General features: G+C 53.2%; 19 protein-coding genes. 13 read left to right on the top strand and 6 right to left on the bottom strand.

The features are described from left to right. Nucleotides 1-73: 73 nt before the first annotated feature. A complete protein-coding gene (gene cpdR, locus ABFZ83_RS10090) occupies nucleotides 74-433 on the bottom strand; it encodes a cell cycle two-component system response regulator CpdR (protein ID WP_411816427.1) in 360 nt (119 codons plus the stop codon). 205 nt (nucleotides 434-638) lie between these two features. Here cpdR and ABFZ83_RS10085 point away from each other — a divergent pair, with 205 nt between their 5' ends. The 4 genes from ABFZ83_RS10085 to ABFZ83_RS10070 all read left to right on the top strand — a co-directional run bounded on the left by ABFZ83_RS10085 (nucleotide 639) and on the right by ABFZ83_RS10070 (nucleotide 4,526). Further along, nucleotides 639-1,544 carry an N-formylglutamate amidohydrolase gene (locus ABFZ83_RS10085; RefSeq protein WP_411816426.1) on the top strand — a complete coding sequence of 302 codons (906 nt, stop codon included), beginning with the start codon at nucleotides 639-641 and terminating at the stop codon, nucleotides 1,542-1,544. Between the two features lie 325 nt (nucleotides 1,545-1,869). Further along, the gene (locus tag ABFZ83_RS10080) at nucleotides 1,870-3,054 is read left to right on the top strand and encodes a glycosyltransferase family 4 protein (RefSeq protein WP_411816425.1); all 1,185 of its coding nucleotides are present in this window, start codon (nucleotides 1,870-1,872) and stop codon (nucleotides 3,052-3,054) included. Between the two features lie 198 nt (nucleotides 3,055-3,252). Next, complete coding sequence (locus ABFZ83_RS10075) at nucleotides 3,253-3,648, top strand: helix-turn-helix domain-containing protein (RefSeq protein WP_411816424.1); 396 nt, start codon at nucleotides 3,253-3,255, stop codon at nucleotides 3,646-3,648. 68 nt (nucleotides 3,649-3,716) lie between these two features. Then, a complete protein-coding gene (locus tag ABFZ83_RS10070; protein ID WP_411816423.1) occupies nucleotides 3,717-4,526 on the top strand; it encodes an inositol monophosphatase family protein in 810 nt (269 codons plus the stop codon). Here the strand turns inward: ABFZ83_RS10070 and ABFZ83_RS10065 are convergent. The 3 genes from ABFZ83_RS10065 to ABFZ83_RS10055 are packed head-to-tail and all read right to left on the bottom strand — an operon-like array spanning nucleotide 4,523 to nucleotide 6,708. Then, nucleotides 4,523-5,455, bottom strand: a complete 933-nt coding sequence (locus ABFZ83_RS10065) for an alpha/beta hydrolase (RefSeq protein WP_411816422.1) — start codon at nucleotides 5,453-5,455, stop codon at nucleotides 4,523-4,525. The two genes, ABFZ83_RS10070 and ABFZ83_RS10065, sit on opposite strands and share 4 nt — an antisense overlap. Further along, a complete protein-coding gene (locus ABFZ83_RS10060; RefSeq protein ID WP_411816421.1) occupies nucleotides 5,455-5,772 on the bottom strand; it encodes a hypothetical protein in 318 nt (105 codons plus the stop codon). The genes ABFZ83_RS10065 and ABFZ83_RS10060 overlap by 1 nt, the downstream gene beginning before the upstream one ends. A gap of 3 nt (nucleotides 5,773-5,775) precedes the next feature. After that, complete coding sequence (locus ABFZ83_RS10055) at nucleotides 5,776-6,708, bottom strand: class I SAM-dependent methyltransferase (RefSeq protein ID WP_411816420.1); 933 nt, start codon at nucleotides 6,706-6,708, stop codon at nucleotides 5,776-5,778. Nucleotides 6,709-6,937: 229 nt separating this feature from the next. On the opposite strand from ABFZ83_RS10055, the gene ABFZ83_RS10050 reads away from it, so the two are divergent. Together ABFZ83_RS10050 and ABFZ83_RS10045 are read left to right on the top strand one after the other, a co-directional pair. Next, nucleotides 6,938-7,399, top strand: coding sequence for an Hsp20 family protein (locus ABFZ83_RS10050; RefSeq protein ID WP_411816419.1), 462 nt, complete (start codon nucleotides 6,938-6,940; stop codon nucleotides 7,397-7,399). A 140-nt stretch (nucleotides 7,400-7,539) separates the two neighbouring features. Next, the gene (locus ABFZ83_RS10045; RefSeq protein ID WP_411816418.1) at nucleotides 7,540-7,776 is read left to right on the top strand and encodes a hypothetical protein; all 237 of its coding nucleotides are present in this window, start codon (nucleotides 7,540-7,542) and stop codon (nucleotides 7,774-7,776) included. Here the strand turns inward: ABFZ83_RS10045 and ABFZ83_RS10040 are convergent. After that, entirely contained in the window at nucleotides 7,773-8,564 is a 792-nt protein-coding gene (locus ABFZ83_RS10040) for an inositol monophosphatase family protein (protein ID WP_411816417.1), read from the bottom strand. The genes ABFZ83_RS10045 and ABFZ83_RS10040 overlap by 4 nt on opposite strands. Nucleotides 8,565-8,868: 304 nt before the next feature. Between ABFZ83_RS10040 and ABFZ83_RS10035 the strand changes: the two genes are divergently transcribed. From ABFZ83_RS10035 to ABFZ83_RS10005, 7 genes are read left to right on the top strand one after another with little or no spacing between them, the layout of a single operon-like run. Then, the gene (locus ABFZ83_RS10035; RefSeq protein WP_411816416.1) at nucleotides 8,869-10,593 is read left to right on the top strand and encodes a class I adenylate-forming enzyme family protein; all 1,725 of its coding nucleotides are present in this window, start codon (nucleotides 8,869-8,871) and stop codon (nucleotides 10,591-10,593) included. A 15-nt stretch (nucleotides 10,594-10,608) separates the two neighbouring features. Beyond that, a complete protein-coding gene (locus tag ABFZ83_RS10030) occupies nucleotides 10,609-11,814 on the top strand; it encodes an acyl-CoA dehydrogenase family protein (protein WP_411816415.1) in 1,206 nt (401 codons plus the stop codon). 10 nt (nucleotides 11,815-11,824) lie between these two features. Then, the gene (locus ABFZ83_RS10025) at nucleotides 11,825-12,964 is read left to right on the top strand and encodes an acyl-CoA dehydrogenase family protein (protein ID WP_411816414.1); all 1,140 of its coding nucleotides are present in this window, start codon (nucleotides 11,825-11,827) and stop codon (nucleotides 12,962-12,964) included. 19 nt (nucleotides 12,965-12,983) lie between these two features. Then, nucleotides 12,984-13,439: a MaoC family dehydratase gene (locus ABFZ83_RS10020; protein WP_411816413.1), complete on the top strand. Its 456-nt coding sequence runs from the start codon at nucleotides 12,984-12,986 to the stop codon at nucleotides 13,437-13,439. A 9-nt stretch (nucleotides 13,440-13,448) separates the two neighbouring features. Next, nucleotides 13,449-14,366, top strand: coding sequence for an SDR family NAD(P)-dependent oxidoreductase (locus ABFZ83_RS10015; RefSeq protein ID WP_411816412.1), 918 nt, complete (start codon nucleotides 13,449-13,451; stop codon nucleotides 14,364-14,366). 12 nt (nucleotides 14,367-14,378) lie between these two features. Continuing rightward, nucleotides 14,379-15,575: an acetyl-CoA C-acyltransferase gene (locus tag ABFZ83_RS10010; protein ID WP_411816411.1), complete on the top strand. Its 1,197-nt coding sequence runs from the start codon at nucleotides 14,379-14,381 to the stop codon at nucleotides 15,573-15,575. 6 nt (nucleotides 15,576-15,581) lie between these two features. Then, complete coding sequence (locus tag ABFZ83_RS10005) at nucleotides 15,582-15,950, top strand: MGMT family protein (protein WP_411816410.1); 369 nt, start codon at nucleotides 15,582-15,584, stop codon at nucleotides 15,948-15,950. Nucleotides 15,951-16,264: 314 nt separating this feature from the next. Here the strand turns inward: ABFZ83_RS10005 and ABFZ83_RS10000 are convergent, their stop codons facing one another. Then, complete coding sequence (locus ABFZ83_RS10000; RefSeq protein ID WP_411816409.1) at nucleotides 16,265-16,549, bottom strand: GIY-YIG nuclease family protein; 285 nt, start codon at nucleotides 16,547-16,549, stop codon at nucleotides 16,265-16,267. Between the last annotated feature and the right edge of the window lie 174 nt (nucleotides 16,550-16,723).

Here is a 16,723-nt window from a genome sequence, read left to right as displayed (position 1 = left end):
AAAAGTCCCTTCGAAGAGGACGGTCTCTAACGGGAAATTTCCGGTGATGCAAGCCTGATGCAGTCGCTTTCGTTCAGGCCGCGACAACGCGTTCAACCTCGAACACCAAATCCTTCAAGTGGAAAGGCTTCGAAAGCACTTTTGCGTCTTCAGGTGCTTGATTGGCAGCGTTAAGCGCAACAGCCGCAAATCCGGTAATGAACATGATTTTCATGTCAGGGTCGATTTCGGTCGCGCGGCGCGCCAATTCGATGCCGTCCATGACTGGCATGACAATATCGGTCAGCAGGAGGTCGAATTCGCGCAATTGAAGCTCGGTCAGGGCTTCGTCTCCCTGAGATGCGTCAATTACAGAATGACCCGCACGTTCGAGCGCCTTTTTAAGGAACCGCCGCATCGAATCATCATCTTCCGCTAAAAGAATCGCCGCCATATACGCTGACCTTTACTCTTTCTCGCCAATTATAACGAGTTGGTTGTCCTAAAGGGAGATTCTGGCAGATGCCAGACCCGCGCTCAAACTTCACCTTGCAATAAATGCTCCGTTTAAGGCTGCATTAAGCGCTAAGACCTTAACGAACCCTACAACTTCACGCTAACATGCCCGAAGTCATCTGAATTTCAAGCCTAGGTGAGTAATGCCGGAAAAGTTTGATAGACCAACTTCATATCGGGAGCGCAGGCCGATTGATGTCCTAACGCCAAATGAGACTGGCTCGGCCGTCATTTTTGCCTCACCACATTCCGGTAGGGATTACCCAACTGATTTATTACGGAATTCCCGGCTCGACCATCATGCTTTGCGTCAATCGGAAGACAGCTATGTTGATTTGTTGTTTGACGAGGCTCCGCGTTTCGGATCGCCATTACTGCGCGCGCTTTTCCCCCGCGCCTATGTAGATGTGAATCGATCACGCGAAGAGCTTGATCCGCGCATGTTTGCGGACAGTGTCCCCAGAAGTGCGGATACGCGATCAAGTCGGGTAATCGCTGGCTTGGGGGTGATCCCGCGTATCGTCGCCGATGGTCAGGATATTTACGGGCGAAAGCTCTATTACATTGATGCGCGTCGCCGCCTATCTGCTTGTTATGATCCTTACCACAAAGCGCTGCGCGGCTTGGTTGATGAGGCGCGGGCGCGTTTTGGCTGTGCAATCTTGATTGATTGTCATTCGATGCCTTCTGCTGGTGGTGCCCCATTCCGGACAGGTGAGCCGCCAATTGACTTTGTGTTGGGGGACCGGTTTGGCACATCATGTGCGCCGGAAATCATTAGGCATGCCGAAGAAATCCTGACCGGGTTCGGCTATCAGGTTACCCGTAATGCGCCTTATGCTGGCGGTTATGTGGCGGCTTCGTATGGTCGTCCGCGAAACGGCGTGCATGCGCTTCAAATTGAGATCAATAGAGCGCTTTATCTGGATGAACGGCGAATCGCCCGAACCGATGCTTTCGAGGCGTTGCGTGAGCATATGATAGAATTAATGCGCCGTTTAACAGGATTTGATGTGTCGGGCCTATGTATTCCGCAAGCTGCTGAATAATTGCGACAGTATAAAATGGGGTCGACCCCCCAAAAAAAGGGCCGCGGAAAAATCCGCGGCCAAAGTCATTAGGGAGGAAACGCCCAAGAACTGGGCAGTAACGCAAAAGCGCTACAAGACTGACTATAGAGGTAAAACGTTTTGCAATGCAATATATTTTTTGCGGTGCAACAAGAAAAATGCAGATATTGTAAAAAAAGCCCGAAATTATGCGGGTTTCAATTCAAGAACGCTGCTGGTAAGGCGTGCGCCTAATGGGGCGATTGTCAAAATGATAACGGTAGATTAGGCCTCAAATTCAAATTTCAACTCAGGATACCGCGTCATGACAGAAGAAAATGCGCAACCCGCTGAATCCACCGAGAAAAAAAAGGGCGCATTACGCCGCCTTGGTTCTGGTGTGGGCCGTCTGACGCGGGCGAAAAAGCAATTTGATATGCCGAAAGGCGAATCAGGCCTGAAAATCGTAATCGCGACAGATGCGTGGAAACCGCAACTGAACGGCGTCGTGCGCACGCTGGATACCTTGGGTAATATTCTGACGGACTTTGGAAACGAGGTCCTTTATATCACGCCGAACGAATTTAAATCGGTGCCGCTTCCGTCCTATTCCGAGATTCGTCTTTCATTGATGCCAAACCGCAAGGTGGCAAAGATGATTAACGAATTTCAGCCAGACGCCATCCACATTGCCACCGAAGGTCCGATCGGTCGCGCCACCCGCCGCTTTTGCAAGCGCCGCGGCTATCCATTTACCACCAGCTTTCATACCCGGTTTGCGGAATACGCAAATGAACGTTGGAAAGTCCCGACTAAGTGGGGCTATGCCATCCTGAAAGACTTTCACAAGGATGGCGAGACCATGATGGTAGCGACCCCAGGATTGGTGGAAGAGCTGACGGAGCGCGGATTTTCCCGGATGAAATTGTGGGCTCGCGGTGTTGACCTAGAGCAATTTGTGCCCGGTGATCGATCGTTTTTGAATAAGTATAAACGGCCGATTTTCCTTTATGTTGGCCGGCTCGCTGTCGAAAAATCGATAGAGGACTTTCTGGAAGCGGATTTACCCGGAACCAAAGTTGTTGTTGGTGACGGCCCCCAACGCGAAGAGCTTGAAGAACGGTATAAGGACGCGGTTTTCACCGGGCCGAAATATGGCGATGATCTGACCAAGTATTATCAGGCTGCGGATGTGTTTGTTTTTCCGTCCCGCACCGATACATTTGGCTTGGTTAATGTCGAAGCGCTGGCTTGCGGCATTCCTGTTGCCGCCTATCCAGTACGAGGACCGTTAGAAATTCTCGACGGTGCGCCAAAAGGGTGCGGTGCTCTCCATGAAGACCTGCAGACGGCATGTATCAATGCCTACGAAAATCGCGATCCAGAAGCATGTCGTGCGTGGGCGGAAAACTTTTCATGGGAAGCCGCCTCACGCCAGTTTATTGCAAATCTGGAGACGCCGGGCTTCGACGACCAATTTTGGCTTAGATCTGCAAAGATGATCGATTGACCGATTACAGTGTCATGTTCTGACACATATCAATCCCCAGCCCGGGTGATATATGCGTGATATACATCCTAAAGAGGACAAAAACTCTTTTTAGGCGAAGGAAAATGCGCGTTTGCACCGTTTCGGCATGGCGCTTGCGTTATCCCCACCTGAAAGAACGGCGCGCAATCGGGCGCATCGATTCGTTGGAGTTAAGAAATGGCGCATCCGATCGATATTCATGTAGGGCGGCGATTACGGCAACGCCGCAGACTTCTTGGGCTGACGCAGGAAAAGCTTGCTCAAGCTGTCGATATCCGCTTTCAGCAAATTCAAAAATACGAAAGCGGTTCAAACCGTATTTCCGCATCCCGGCTTTGGTCGTTATCCAAGGCGCTTGATGTATCAATTTCCTATTTCTTCGAGGGAATGAATGGCGCTGAGCCAACGCTCGATATGGATCTGCGCTCTGAAATCAAGAAATCAGATGCGCCGGCCGAAGGGCTTCTCGATGAGAAAGAAACGATGGATCTGGTGCGCTATTACTATCGTCTGGATGAAGAGCCGCGTCGGCGATTACTAGACTTGGCGCGGGCACTTTCGAGCGATAATTAGGTTTTGAGCAAAAAGCCCTCCAGCTTACGCTTGCTCAATAACGCGGTGATGGTAATGATCGCCGCGTTATGCATTTTTCACTGGACGAATTATCCACCTACGCAGAATTTGCGGAAAAGCTTGCCGATGCGGCGCGCAAAGAAACCCTTGCCCGGTTTCGGAATGGTGCAGATGTATCGGAAAAGTCGGGTCCGGTTTTCGACCCCGTGACCGACGCCGACCGCGAGGCGGAATTAGTTTTGCGCCAGATGATTCAGAAGCATTATCCTGATCATGGAATTCTTGGTGAGGAATTTGGCGAAGTCGCAGGCAGCAGCTCTTGGCGGTGGGTATTAGACCCAATCGACGGCACACGCGCATTTATGTCTGGTGCGCCGAGTTGGACCACATTGATTGGGCTTGAGTATGAAAACAAGCCAGTGTTCGGCCTAATCGATCAACCCTACATCGATGAGCGTTGGACAGGGATGGGTGCAAACGCTCGCTTTTGTCACCGTTCTGGCCGGAAGGAAATTCGTACGAGCGGCCTTAAAAATATCGCCGATGCGCGAATTTCAACCACTGATCCCCTGCCATCGGCCTATTTCAGCAAAGACTTTGCTAAAGCATTTTTACGCGTTGCGGACGCCGCGCGCGTTGCAAGGTTCAGTCTTGATGCTTACGCCTATGGATTGCTTGCGCTGGGTGAGGTCGACATCGTAATCGAAACCGGTTTGCAGCGTTATGATTACGCCGCGTTGTTGCCGGTTGTTCGCGCGGCGGGCGGCGTTGTCTCAAATTGGAATGGAGAAGAACCGGGCGCGGATGATCGCGGGGAGCTTGTTGCCTCCGCCAGTCAAGAGCTTCACGAAGCAACCTTGAAACTTCTTCGCGGTTAAGGCCGGAAAACAGGCGCGACGAATTCGTCAAAAGCTTTCCAATAGAGCGCGCGAAGCTCATCGCGTTCCATCAAGATTTCATGAAGTGCATCCGGTACTTTTGTAACGGAAATCTGGTCGGTTTTTTGTGCGATTTCAAAATGATCGCTTCCATCAATCTGCTGTTCGCGTTCTGCGGTAATAATCAGAACCGGTATCTCGATATCCTTAAGCGCAGTGTCCGCATGAATTTCCGCGCTAGACTTCATGGCGTCTTTCACCCAGCCAAAGGTCGGGGACTCTGAGGCGGCTTTCGGTTCCGCCATGCGCAGATTGCGAAACATCGTGTGGCGTGTCTCGTCACTTGTATAAATATTGCCTTCAAACATATCGGCATAGTCTTTGTCGCGCGGGACTGGCTTGCGGGCATATCCCAGCTTGCTTGCAATTCTCGCGGCAATATTGGTGATGCTGTTCTGAACGCCGGGGAAAAGCCGTGTCATCGGCGCACACAGGACTGCCCGTTCGAAACCATCATAGCCGCTGGCGAGCAACCGAAGCGCAGGCATGCCGCCCATTGAATGGGTCATTAATATGTAGGGGCCTGGAAAGCGGGGTTTGACTTGGGTGTCAGTAAAGAATTCGAGATCTTTGGTCAGTGTCCTGAAATAGCCTATCCAATTTGTCTCTCTGACTTGGTTCCGATCCGATAACCCCTGTCCGCGCCAATCCATCATCGCAACATTAAAACCGCGGTGATGAAGGTCTTTGATCGTTTCGAAATATTTCTCGATAAACTCCGACCATCCGGTCATCAATACAACGGTACCGCGTGCATTTTCGACCGGAAAAAATCCAGCGCGGATGCGCGCGCCGCCCGGTGCGTCAAACTCGAAAGGCTCGGCATTCACGGGAACAGGATTTTCCGGGATAGAGATAAAATGCGCCATTAATTTTCTTCCGTATTCGCAATTCGAGCCAAGACGCTCATATCGCCGGAGACCGTAACGCGCCCTGAAATATAGGCGCTTTCAAATGATCTTACGCTAAATAAAGCCTGTTGCAGTGTTTCTGATGCGCCGTGCCAGACACAATCAGGTTCGCTTTTCTCAGGAGCAGTATATGAAATCTCTGGTGGAGATTTGAAACCGTTTACCCAAAGGGCGGCATCGTCGTCGGGATTGAGTTTTACGATCCCGTCGAAAGACGCGGCGAAGAATGTCTTCGCCGCGTCCAACAGTTCGTTTTTCGTCTCTGCGCGTGACATCGCCTATTCCAACAACGCCCCATCCGCGGCAATCGGCTTTCGGAATTTTAGCGTCATACGATCACTCTCGCCGATAGCGTCGTATTTTGCGCGATCAAAATCAGGGTCGTCCTGGCCGCGAACTTCTGATGAACGCCGGGTTGGCGGGAGGGTCCACACGCCGAAGGGGTGGTCTTTTGTATCCGCTGCATTCGCGTTGATTTCTGATGATTGATCGAAATCAAACCCGGCTTCCGCAGCTATTTCTTTGACTTCATCCGTATAGATATAGCCTGCAGAGCCATCAGTTTTGACGTCAGCGCCGTCCGCGCGATGCTCTACGACACCAAGCACGCCGCCGGGTTTAAGCGCGCGATAAAACTCTTCAAACATTGCGAGCTTCGTTTCGCGTGAGCGCCAATTGTGCACATTGCGGAAGGTCACAACGAGGTCAGCAGAATTTTCCGGTGCGATGTGATGGCCTTTGCCCAGCGCGGTGACTTCGATGTCGCCGTAAATTTCCGGCTGTTCTACATAATTTTGATCGAATGCATTTAGCGCCGATGTCGCATACTCGCTTGCCCCTTCACGCGGAAAATGGGCCGCATAATATTTGCCGCCGCCACTTTTCAGATAAGGCGCGATAATCTGCGTATACCACCCGCCGCCGGGCCAGACTTCGACGACCGTCATGTCAGGTTCCAGTCCGAAAAATTCTAACGTTTCCTTAGGGTGCCGATATACATCGCGCGCGCGCTCTTCTTCGGTTCGGTGATCACCGGCGATGATTGTCTCCAGCGTGGTTTCTTCTTGAGCCGGAGAGGTCGCGTCCGTCGCTTGATCTGTTGGTTGGGTTTCGCCGCCACAGGCACCGAGCGCCATGGCTAGAAACATTGCGGCGCTCAACTTCACAGCGTTTGATTTGCGGTGTTCAGGCATCGCTAAGTCAGGATTCATGTAGATACTCCGGTTTTTCAAAGGTCGTTAGTGTTTACCATGGTTTTAGCCATGGTCGACCCGGAGATTGCGCGTGATGCGGCCGAAAACTCTTGAACTCGGTTGTTCGCGTCCTATCTCAATCAGTGACGGAGGCCAAATGGCTCCGTCATTTGAACGGGCGCGCGGCTTTGGCCAGTTGGTGAAGTTGGCGCGTTGCAACCCTCGCTTGAATGAAGGAGGAACTATAATGCGTACTTTTGATTTAGCCCCCCTATACCGCTCAACGGTCGGTTTTGATCGGGTCTTTGACCTGCTTGATAATGCCGGGAAAGCGGAAACTGGCGGGTATCCACCCTATAATATTGAGCGCCTGGACGAGAATGATTACCGCATCACGCTTGCCGTCGCTGGGTTCAGCGAAGATGAGCTGGATGTTGAGCTGCATCACAACACGCTCACGGTAACGGGCTCTCGCGGCGAAGACGATGAGGACCGCACATTTCTTTACCAAGGTATTGCCGGTCGGTCGTTCCAACGCCGGTTCCAGCTCGCCGAGCATGTAGAAGTGTCTGGTGCGTCGCTGGTCAATGGCCTGCTTAATATTGAATTGCATCGCGAGATCCCCGAGGCACTGAAGCCACGGAAAATCGGCATCTCAGGCGGCAACGCGTCAAATGTGAAAGTCATTAAAGACGCTGACGCAGCCTAAGCGAGCAAAAATCTGGATATCCCTCCCGGATGCTTGGGGGCGCGGGCGAACCCCGCGCCCTTTTTTCTTGTCTCTACTGTTGGTACGATAGCAGTGCCGAGAGGGGAGGCTGTGTTTTGAAACCCATTTTTAGATACGTAGTGGCCGGGGTAATTCTTGCGCTAGGGGCAGCCTGTGCGACCAGTGATCCCGGCAATCGCTACGGGACCGAGCCTTCGATCTCGATCCCCTATGACCCTTATGATTATGACCCCGACGACCTATTGGCAGAGGCGCAGGCCCATTGCGGTGCGCTTAATATGACCGCGCGGTTCGATGGAGAAACCGTCGATCCGCAATCGGTGCGTTGGCGATATCGCCATTATCGCTGCATCTAGTCTTCGGCCAACAGCTTTTGGGCTTTTTCGGAAATTTCCGCATTGGCGGCGAGGATTGACCCGGCGGTCAAAAAGTTTTTCCCGCCGTCAATTTCTGTGACCAGACCGCCAGCTTCGCGCACAATCGCCGCGCCTGCCGCAACATCCCAAATATTGAGATCGCGCTCCCAAAACGCATCGAAGCGCCCAGCCGCCACGAAAGCGAGGTCGAGCGCAGCGGCACCGAAGCGGCGAATGCCGGCGGTTTCTTTCAAGACCCGTTTGGTCTCGTCGAGTGCGCGTTTGCGGCCCGGGCGGCCAGCGAACGGTAGGCCGCAGGCAAACAGGCAGGTGCTGAGGTCGGTGCGGCCGGAAACCCGCAGGCGACGGTCATTCAGATACGCACCTTCGCCCTTTTCGGCCCAGAATAACTCGTCCGTTGCCGGATTGAAGACAACGCCCGCATAGGGTTGGCGGTCACGTTCCAGCGCGATGGAAATCGCGAATTGCGGCAAACCATGGAGGAAATTGGTGGTGCCATCAAGCGGATCGACGATCCACCGGTTGGAATTGTCGACGCCTTCGATTTCGCCGCGCTCTTCCATGATAAACCCATATTTGGGCCGGCCTTTTGAAAGTTCCTCAAAAATCGTCTGCTCGGATTTCAAGTCGGCGCGGCTGACGAAATCCGCAGCCCCTTTGCGCGAGACCTGAAGCGCCTGGGCTTCACCGAAATCGCGGGTCAGGCCACGCGCAGCTTTGCGAGCGGCATTAATCATTACGGTCATCAGGGCGGAAGCGTGAGGCATATTACACAATCATTTCTGGTATTGATGCTGGTTTTGATTTCGGGCCAAGGGCCTAAAGGTCGCGCACCATACGCCGCGCGCCCAGTTCTGCAAGGTCCGTCTTAGGGTCAACTGCCTTTAGTTATAGTAAAAATCGGTTCGAAGTGAACTGGGAGTGAACTTGTAGACAGCAAAAGTGACACTGATCGGTTTAACAACCTCACTGAAATTTCAGTGTTTCCAACTGCAAGCCGTTGTTTCTCGACCGGCTTCCAAGCGCTATGAAGGAGGCAAGGTCAAATAAATATAAGGGATTAAACGCGCTATGGGCGAAACAGTGCCGGTGAACAATGAAGAGCCGCTAGACCCAGCAAAGCTGGCCGCGACTGCGTATAAATTGTTGACGGAAAACCCGCAATTTAAGGTCGGAGAGGCGGAAATACGCGGCAATAAATATCGCGTATTTGAAAATGCCCCGAACTCGCTTGTGGGATTATTCGCATTTGGTGCCAGTCATGGCTATAAGGAATTTCTTATATTTGAAGGCGAGCGACTGAGCTTTGCCGAGACGTTCAAGCGTGCTTGCCGATTGGCCAATGCCTTGCGTTCTGAACTTGGCGTGAAGCAAGGCGACAAGGTCGCGTTGGCAATGCGGAACTATCCCGAATGGTGCATCAGCTATATGGCGGTGATCGCAACCGGCGCGGTGGTCGTCCCGCTTAATGCGTGGTGGAAAGCGGATGAGCTGAAATACGGCATTGAGGATTGCGGCGCAAAAACCGTGATCGTCGATGGAAAGCGCCTTGAATATCTTGCGCCGATCAAAGATGAATTGGACCTTACATTAGTTCTCGCGCGTGATGAGGGCGAGGGCGCAGATTATCGCTATGAGCAATTGCTCGACGCGTCTGAAAACGATGCCCCGCCTCAAGTCGATATTCATCCGGATGATGATTATTGCATCGTTTATACATCAGGTTCGACCGGCAATCCGAAAGGCGTTGTCCTGACCCATCGCGGCTGTATCTCGGCCTTGATGTCATGGGGCTTTATCGCATCGGTCCTAAAGGAACTTCGGGGTGGTACGGGGATTTTTGGTGATGATCCCGGCATTTTGCTTGCGATTCCGTTGTTTCATGTCACCGGTTCTCATTCGATCTTTCTTCTTTCTTTCCTTGTGGGGCGCCGGGTTGCGATGATGTATCGCTGGGATGCGAAACAGGCCTGCGAAATTATCAATAAGGAGAAGCTCACGAACTTCGTTGGCGTGCCAAGCCAGTCATTCGAAATGATGGAAGCGGTGGGCGAAGAAGGATGCCCAACGCTACTGGATATTGGCTCCGGCGGCGCAAAACGGCCTGCTGACCATGTTCGCAAGCTCAAGAAAAAATTCGGAAAAGCGAATCCATCATCAGGGTACGGACTATCCGAAACAAACGCCATGGGCTGTGTTATCTCTCAGGCCGATTACCTCAAACGACCTGACTCGACCGGTCGGCCTGTTCCGCCATTGACCGACATCAAAATTATGAAAGACGGAAAAGAACAGCCCGTTGGTGAGGTCGGTGAAGTCTGGATTCGGTCGCCCGCAAATTTCCGCGGCTATCATAATTTGCCTAAAGAAACCGAAGAAGCGTTGACGCCCGATGGCTGGTTCAAAACCGGGGACCTCGGCAAGTTCGACGAAGAGCAGTATCTTTATATTGTCGATCGCATGAAAGAGCTGATCATTCGCGGTGGCGAGAATATTTCCTGCCTTGAAGTTGAAAACCGTGTCTATGAACATGACGGGATCGCAGAAGCGGTTGTATTTTCTGTGCCCGACGAAGTCTTAGGTGAGCGCGTTGGGTTGGCCCTGTTCCCGAAAGAGGGCGCTAGCATTGATCCTGCGGAATTGCGCGCGTTCATCGCCGAAGAGCTTGCGGAGTTTAAGGTGCCTGAGCGCATCTGGATTTCGCCTGTGTCGCTTCCCCGATTAGGAACGGCAAAATTTGATAAACTGACAATACGACAAATTTCATTGCAGCACCCTCCGGCGCTGTCTGTATAAATTGGAGAGATATTCATGAGCGATCTCGAAACATTTCGCGCGGAAACCCGCGCCTGGCTTGAAGAAAATTGTCCCAAAGAAATGCGCGATGGCGGCGCTGGCGGTGAAGACAGTATTTGCTGGGGCGGTAAGAATTGGAAATTCCAATCCGAAGCGCAAAAAATCTGGCTTGAACGTATGGCGGCAAAAGGCTGGACGGTTCCAGCCTGGCCAAAGGAATATGGCGGCGGCGGCCTTTCGAAAGAAGAAGTGAAAATCCTCAAAGCGGAAATGCGCAAAATTAAAGCGCGCTCGCCGCTTGAGAGCTTCGGCATCTGGATGCTTGGGCCAGCGCTCTTGAAATATGGCACCCATGAACAAAAACTGCATTTCCTGCCGCCGATTGCGCGCGGTGAAGTTCGTTGGTGCCAAGGCTATTCCGAGCCAAATGCCGGGTCCGACCTCGCATCGCTGCAATGTAAATGCGAAGACAAGGGTGACCACTGGCTGGTGAACGGTCAGAAAATCTGGACATCCTACGCAGATCAATCGGACTGGATCTTCGTTCTGGTACGGACGGACCCAACAGCGACCAAGCATAATGGCATCAGCTTTATTCTTATCGATATGAATGCCGAGGGCGTATCGACCAAACCGATTAAGCTGATTTCCGGTAAATCGCCGTTCTGTGAAACATTCTTTGACGATGTCAAAGTGCCGAAAGACCATGCCGATGGTGTCAACGCGATTGTCGGCGAGATCAATCGCGGCTGGGATGTTGCGAAATATCTGTTGACCCATGAACGCGAAATGATCTCCGCGGGTGGTGGTGGCCTTTTGGGCGGTCGCGGTATGGGCGAAGTCGCCGCGCAAGAGCTTGGGCTTGAAAACGGAAAACTTTCCGACGCATTGCTCCGTGCGAAGATCGCGCAAGCCGAGGTCGATGGTTGGGCGTTTTTGTTGACGCTCGAACGGATGAAAGACGAAGCCAAAGCCGGGCAGGGCGTTGGCGCAAACTCTTCCATGCTCAAATATTACGGCACTGAATTTAATAAGCGCCGTTATGAATTGCTGATGGATATTGGCGGCTCGGACGAGCTTGAATGGGAAGGCGAGCGCACCAAAGACGGTAAGCTTGCTCGGGGTTGGTTGCGTACCAAGGCCAACTCGATCGAGGGCGGCACCTCTGAAGTCCAACTTAATATTATTGCAAAACGTATTCTTGAATTGCCTGGCGCATAAGGAAAATATTATGGCTCTCGTATTGAATGAAGAACAGGAAATGCTGCGCGATTCCGCGCGTGGCTTCCTTGAAGATAAAGCCCCGGTTGCTGCTCTTAGAAAGCTTCGGGACGACAACAATCCCGATGGATTCTCTCGCGACCTCTGGGCAGAGATGGCCGAAATGGGCTGGGCCGGTATTCTGGTTGATGAAGAATATGGTGGCGCTGATTTTGGTTTTGTTGGCGCTGGTGTTCTCGCCGAAGAAATGGGCCGTACGCTGACTGCCTCGCCATTTCTTTCAACGTCGGTCCTCGCTGCGACTGCGCTCAAGAAGGCAGGCAATGAGGCGCAAAAGCAGGAGCATCTTTCAAATATCGCTACCGGATCTGCGCTTTTTGCGCTTGCGGTTGATGAAACCCGCAAACACGCCCCCGCGAATACGGCGATGAGCGCTGAAAAGCACGGCAATGGTTTCCGGTTGTCCGGCAACAAGACCTTTGTCGCCGACGGGCATGTTGCGGATAAAATTATCGTCGCCGCCCGCAGCGCCGGTGCCGCTGGTGAAACCGACGGCATCACGCTTTTCATGGTTGATGCAAAGGCAAATGGCGTATCGGTTGAGCGCACAAGCATGGTCGATAGCCGCAATTCTGCGCGCATCAAATTCGACAATGTCGAAGCGACCGGCGATGACGTGCTCGGCGACGTCGATGGCGGATATATGGCGCTTGAAGGCATTCTTAATGCGGGCCGTGCAGGGCTTGCGGCTGAGATGTCGGGTTCCTCACAGCAATCATTCCAGATGACCGTGGATTATCTGAAAGAGCGCAAGCAGTTTGGCACCGAGATCGGGGCGTTTCAGGCATTGCAGCACCGCGCTGCGCATCTTTATTCCGAAATCGAACTGGTAAAGTCAGCCGTTCTAAAAGCGTTGCAGGAGCTTGATGAAAATTACGGTATGGCCGGGGCGATTTGTTCGTTGGCCAAAGCAAAGGCCGGTGAGGTTGCAAAGCTCGCTTCGCAAGAGGCAGTGCAGATGCATGGCGGTATCGGCATGACCGACGAATATGACATTGGGTTTTATATGAAGCGCATTCGTGTCGCGCAGGAAATGTTTGGCGATACGGCGTTCCACGCGGATCGCCTGGCGCAAATGCGCGGTTATTAATTTTTATCAGGAGTATTTTATGCCTACTGCTTCCCCGGAAAATATCGCCGATCTTGTCGGCAAGCCTACCGGTACGTCCGATTGGATTGAAATTGACCAAGACCGTATTAATCAGTTTGCTGATGTAACTGAGGATCATCAATTTATTCATGTAAATCCCGAAGCGGCGGAAAAAACGCCATTCGGTACCACCATCGCGCATGGGTTTTTGACGCTTTCTTTGTTGTCCAAACTTGCAGAAGGCGGCGTGATCGCGCTCGAAGGCGTGAAAATGGGCGTCAATTACGGCTTTGACAAAGTGCGGTTTGTAACGCCCGTCAAATCCGGCAGCCGCGTGCGGGGGCATTTCACCTTGATGTCTGCGGATTCCAAAGTGCCGGGCCAGTGGTCGCTGAAATATGCGGTCAAGGTCGAAATCGAAGGCGAGGAAAAACCTGCATTGGTCGCTGAATGGCTGACCATGCAATTTGTATAAGGAGTGACTATGGCGATCGATTATAAAGACAAGGTCGCGATTGTAACCGGGGCTGGTAACGGCCTCGGCAAATCGCACGCAATCGCGCTTGCTGCACGCGGCGCGAAGGTTGTCGTCAATGACCTTGGCGGCAATGTCGATGGTTCCGGCGGGTCGATCTCTGCGGCGCAAGAGGTGGTGAACCACATCAATGCGGCTGGCGGCGAGGCCATTGTGAATGGCGCGAATGTCACCAAGGAAGATGAAGTCGCGGCCATGGTCAAAGAAACCATGGATAAATGGGGCCGCATCGACATTCTCGTGAACAATGCCGGCATCCTCCGTGACAAGACGTTCCATAAAATGTCGCTTGAGGATTTCCGTACGGTCATCGATGTTCACCTTGTGGGCACCGCGATCTGTACCCATGCGGTTTGGCCGATCATGCGCGAACAGGCCTATGGCCGGATTGTCTGCACGTCGTCGCCTTCGGGGCTTCATGGTATTTTCGGGCAGGCAAATTACGGCGCGGCTAAAGCCGGCATGATTGGTTTTATGAATGCTCTTCACCTTGAGGGCGCGAAATATGGCATCAAAATCAATCTTCTGTCGCCATCGGCCAAGACCCGTATGACGCTCGATATCGGTATTCCCGAGCCTATTCTCGACCAGATGACCCCCGAAGCGATTACGGCGGCGATGTTGTTCCTCGTGAGTGAGGACGCGCCAAGTCGAGCGATCGTGAGTTGCGCGGCCGGTGGCTATGCGCGAGGTTATGTGGTGGAGACCGACGGAATTTATCTCCCGCCCGATCAGCAAACCCCCGAAGAAATTGCTGCGCGCTGGGATGAAATTTCGTCTACGGACAATGTTCATTACTACGACAATTCGTCTGGCCCGAGCATGAACTTCATGAACAAGGCGAAAGACTTCGCCGAAAAGAATTAAAGGAAACACTCCATGAGAGAAGCAGTAATCGTCTCGACGGCCCGTACCCCGATTGGCAAGGCCTATCGCGGTGCGTTTAATGATACGACCGCGCCGACATTGGCGGGCCATGCGATCAGCAATGCGGTTGAGCGCGCCAGAATCGAACCGGGCGAGGTCGAAGATGTGGTGCTTGGCGCTGCGCTTCAGATGGGTACCTCTGCGCCGAATGTGGCGCGGCTTGCGCTTTTGCGCGCTGGAATGCCCCACGAAGTCCCGGGTCAATCGCTTGATCGTCAGTGTGCGTCCGGCATGATGGCGATTGCCACGGCGGCAAAGCAAGTCATCAGCGATAATATGGATGTGGCGATTGGCGGCGGTGTTGAGTCGATCTCCATGAACCAGACCAAGGATATGTTTGTCCGTCCTGATCCGTGGCTGATCCAGAACCTGCCGTCGACCTATATGCAGATGATCGAAACGGCGGAAATCGTCGGTGATCGGTATAATATCTCGCGCGACGCGCAGGACGAATATGCCTACCAGTCGCAACAGCGTACCCATGCGGCGCAACAGGCGGGCAAGTTCGACGATGAGATCGTTCCAATGGCGTCGGTGATGAAATTCCTCAACAAGGAAACCGGTGAAACGTCTGATGTGGAAACCAAGCTCGAGAAGGACGAGGGCAATCGGCCGGAAACGACGCTTGAGGGTCTTAAAGGGCTGAAGCCGGTTTTCAAAGGCGGCCAGGTCGTCAAAGAAGGCAAATATATCACCGCCGGTAACGCGTCCCAGCTTTCCGATGGTGCGTCGGCCGCTGTCCTCATGGAAGCGAAAACGGCTGAAAAACGGGGGCTTTCGCCGCTCGGGATTTATCGCGGCATGGCGGTTGCGGGTACGAACCCGGATGAAATGGGGATCGGCCCGGTCTTTGCCGTACCGAAGCTTCTTCAAAAATTCGGCCTCAAGATGGATGACATCGGCCTTTGGGAACTCAATGAAGCATTTGCAGTGCAGGTTCTTTATTGCCGCGACAAGCTTGGCATTCCTGATGAGCTTCTCAACGTCAATGGCGGCGCGATTTCGATCGGCCACCCTTATGGCATGTCCGGTGCCCGCATGGTTGGCCACGCGCTGATCGAAGGCAAACGGCGCGGCGCGAAATATGTCGTATGCACCATGTGTGTTGGCGGCGGCATGGGCGCGGCGGGCCTCTTCGAGGTCGCGTAACACCCCGTGGCGCTCGACAATGAGGTCGTTTACAGGCTCGTCGAAGAAGTGCCCGCTGGCGAAGTCGCCAGTTATGGCATGATCGCGAGCCTGTTGCCGGGCGTCACTGCCCGCATGGTGGGCCGCGCGTTGGGGCAATTGCCCAATGGCGCGACCACCCCGTGGCATCGAATTGTGAATGCCACTGGCGCGATTGCACCGCGTCCGTCCGCCGCCGGTCAACGCAAATTGCTGTTGGCCGAGGGTATCAATTTCCGAAAAAATGGTTTTGTTGACTGGTCGCGCCATCGCTGGCGCGGGCCGTCGCCGCGCTGGTTTGACGATACCGGCGCGGACTATGAAACCATGATGGAAACCATCGCGGGCTGGCGATAGGCGCATGACACTCCTCCTGACCCATGCAGGTTAGGGGCTCTTTGCGCCGCGTGGATAACTATCCACGGATTTTGATTTGGCTTTATACTGATGACCGACGCCGCGCGGCGGCACTGGTGCGGGTTGGACTGTGTGGTGAGGGGGACGCCCTATCCTCGGGCGTCATCCCGGACTTGATCCGGGATCCAGCGTTCGTGTGATCGGCTGAAAGGATAGCGCTTGTTAGTGGATTGCGGGTCGGAGCCCGCAATGACGGTGTGGTGAGGGTGCCGCCTTATCCTCGGGCGTCATCCCGGACTTGATCCGGGATCCATTTATAAGGTCTCGTACAAATCCGACCATTCTGGATTGTCGCGTTCGATAAGCGCGATTTTCCATTCACGCTTCCAATTCTTCAATCGTTTTTCTTCAGTGATCGCGTCGTCAATCCGATCAAACGGTGCGTAGTAAACAAGTCGGTCTACGCTATATTTTGCGGTGAATCCTTTGACGATTTTTTGCTTGTGGGCGTATATGCGTTCGGCAAGGTTAGTTGTAACGCCGATATAAAGCGTGCCATCGCGTTTTGATGCGAGGATGTAAACCCAGCCTTGTTTCATTTCGTATTTTTACCGTTGGTTTTTCTCTCTGTCACCTCGTTCCCCTTTCGTCATCCCGGACTTGATCCGGGATCCAGCGTTCGTGTGATCGGCTGAAAGGATAGCGCTTGTTGGTGGATTGCGGGTCAGGGCCCGCAATGACGGTGTGGTGAGGGTGCGCGCTATCTTCCGGCG

This window comes from Hyphococcus formosus (assembly GCF_046736345.1).
GTDB lineage: Bacteria > Pseudomonadota > Alphaproteobacteria > Caulobacterales > Parvularculaceae > Hyphococcus > Hyphococcus formosus.
This window is presented reverse-complemented; position numbering and strand designations above follow the sequence as displayed.